Origin of the sequence: Acinetobacter lwoffii, assembly GCF_024129595.1 — a bacterium.
Lineage (GTDB): Bacteria > Pseudomonadota > Gammaproteobacteria > Pseudomonadales > Moraxellaceae > Acinetobacter > Acinetobacter lwoffii_O.
In genome coordinates this window covers 1-1,997 of the sequence record NZ_JAMXXS010000079.1, presented here as the reverse complement: position 1 = coordinate 1,997, position 1,997 = coordinate 1, and the positions used below count along the sequence as shown (strand labels likewise).

2 protein-coding genes and 1 pseudogene are annotated in these 1,997 nt (G+C 36.0%); all 3 read left to right on the top strand.

The annotated features are described in order from the left end of the window. A pseudogene (locus NI466_RS15695) lies at positions 1-275 on the top strand (type IV secretory system conjugative DNA transfer family protein); the annotation flags it as partial. A gap of 10 nt (positions 276-285) precedes the next feature. After that, the gene (locus NI466_RS15690; protein WP_253174002.1) at positions 286-567 is read left to right on the top strand and encodes a hypothetical protein; all 282 of its coding nucleotides are present in this window, start codon (positions 286-288) and stop codon (positions 565-567) included. Positions 568-577: 10 nt separating this feature from the next. After that, complete coding sequence (locus NI466_RS15685; RefSeq protein WP_015060274.1) at positions 578-1,867, top strand: LPD7 domain-containing protein; 1,290 nt, start codon at positions 578-580, stop codon at positions 1,865-1,867. Positions 1,868-1,997: the final 130 nt, after the last annotated feature.

The following is a 1,997-nucleotide window of genomic DNA, read 5'->3' as shown; positions in this document are numbered from 1 at the left end:
TGGTTGCAGTCGATGAACCAGAACAAGCGGAAAATCTAGTTGCAGCAGATGAATCAGATCCTCTGGCCATGATTGCAGAAATGGAAAATCTAGTTGCAGCAGATGAATCAGATCCTTTGGCTATGATTGCAGAAATGGAAAATCTGGTTGCAGTCGATGAACCAGAACAAGTGGAAAATCTAGTTGCAGTCGATGAAGGTCAAAACGGATCTATAGAAAATTCAGATATTGATGACGTTTATCAGGCGTTTTCAGACCAAGTTAATTCTAAATAAGGAAACTATCATGAAAAAAATCTCTCTTACATTAATCAGCCTTGCCCTATCTTTTTCAGTTGTGGGCTGTACTTCAAATAAAGCCGTGACCAGTCCTAATGGCTTTTCATCTAAAGCGGTTAATCAGCCTGACACTGTAAAAAACTATATGCAAAGCATAGCTGTATATCAGCAAAATAAAGATTTAAGCACTGAAACTGAAAGACAAATTGCACTTCTAACAGACAAATATATTCAAACCAAAATGATTATTGACGAAGCAACACGTCGCCAAAATATTTCTAATCAATAAGGACTTGATCATGACTGAAGCAAACAAGGTCGATAAACCTAGTTTTAATAAAGAACAAACAGGCTATACCAAACTTGGCCAGACGTTAGAAACAAATCAAGCTGAAGTCAATTCGATTGAAAAAGCTGAAAATATAGATATTTCAAAAAGTACAAAAGGTATTAATCAAGATCCTGAAGAAACTAAGGTAACTGATACCAAAAAGCTAAAAGCAGATGACAGTAAAGAATCTAGTGAAGAAGGCATACCTAAAGCATTGCTCAATAAATATTATGTGGTAGATGACAAATATCACTTTAAAGGTAATCCTGAAAAAGTAGCTTTTGAAGATTCTGGAAAAGCTTTAAAAACCACAATTGATGATAAACATATTGCTGCTTCAATGGTGGAGGTAGCAAAAGCTAAAAAATGGGAAACAATACAGGTTAAAGGCTCTGAAGAATTTAAACGGAATGTATGGCTTGAAGCTTCAATGAAGGGCATGACAGTAAAGGGTTATGAACCTCGTGATATTGATCTAGCCTTGCTCAATGATATGAAAAAAGAACAAGGTAAAGAGGTAGTTCACAATACTATTGAAAAGGGTAATGAACGCCAGAAAGAGAAGCCTTTAAATGAGAAGGATAAAGTAGATCCTGCACAGGAACGGAAGGAAAAAATTAATAACCTGTCAGAACAGGAAAAAGCTTTACTGACAGTTTTTGATAAAAAAATGAAAGCTGACGGTTTCACAGAAAAGCAGCGCACAGCCAGTATAGACGTTGCGGTTGAACAGCTTAATCAGAAAAAAATGCACGTTGGAAAATTAGTAGATCATGGTGAAGCACCTTATAAGCATGATCCTAAAAATAACAGTAGCTACTACGCCACTATTGAAAATAGTAAAGGTGAAAAAAGTACAATCTGGGCGAAGGATCTGGAACGTACTTTGAAAGAACAAAATATCATTAAGAATGATGATATTGTCCTGACCTATAAAGGGTCTAACAAAGTCGAAGTGAATACTAAAGAAATTGATCCTAAAACTGGACTGCCAACAGGCGCAAGAGTTCAAACATTGGCAAATAAAGGGAAGTGGGAAGCTCAAAGCTTGAGTAAATTGAAAGAAACAACTGAAAAAGCTTTAACCAAAAATGATAAAACTAAGCTTCAGATTCAACATAATGCCGATATTCAAAATCAGAAATTTCATAAGCCAAAATTAACGGCTTATGATGCCAATGCTCCAAAACAGCAGCCAGTACAGCAGCCACAAGTTAAAACTCAAGAGAGAAATAAAAATAAAGATATATCTCGATAATCTAGGCCACGAAAACACCCATTACGGGTGTTTTTTTATATCCCGCTACTAGATCAAATGGGAGCAGTTTATTTTCTGCGGTCGCCATTTAAAAAGCACAGCTTTTTAAAGCTCACTTGAAAATCAACGG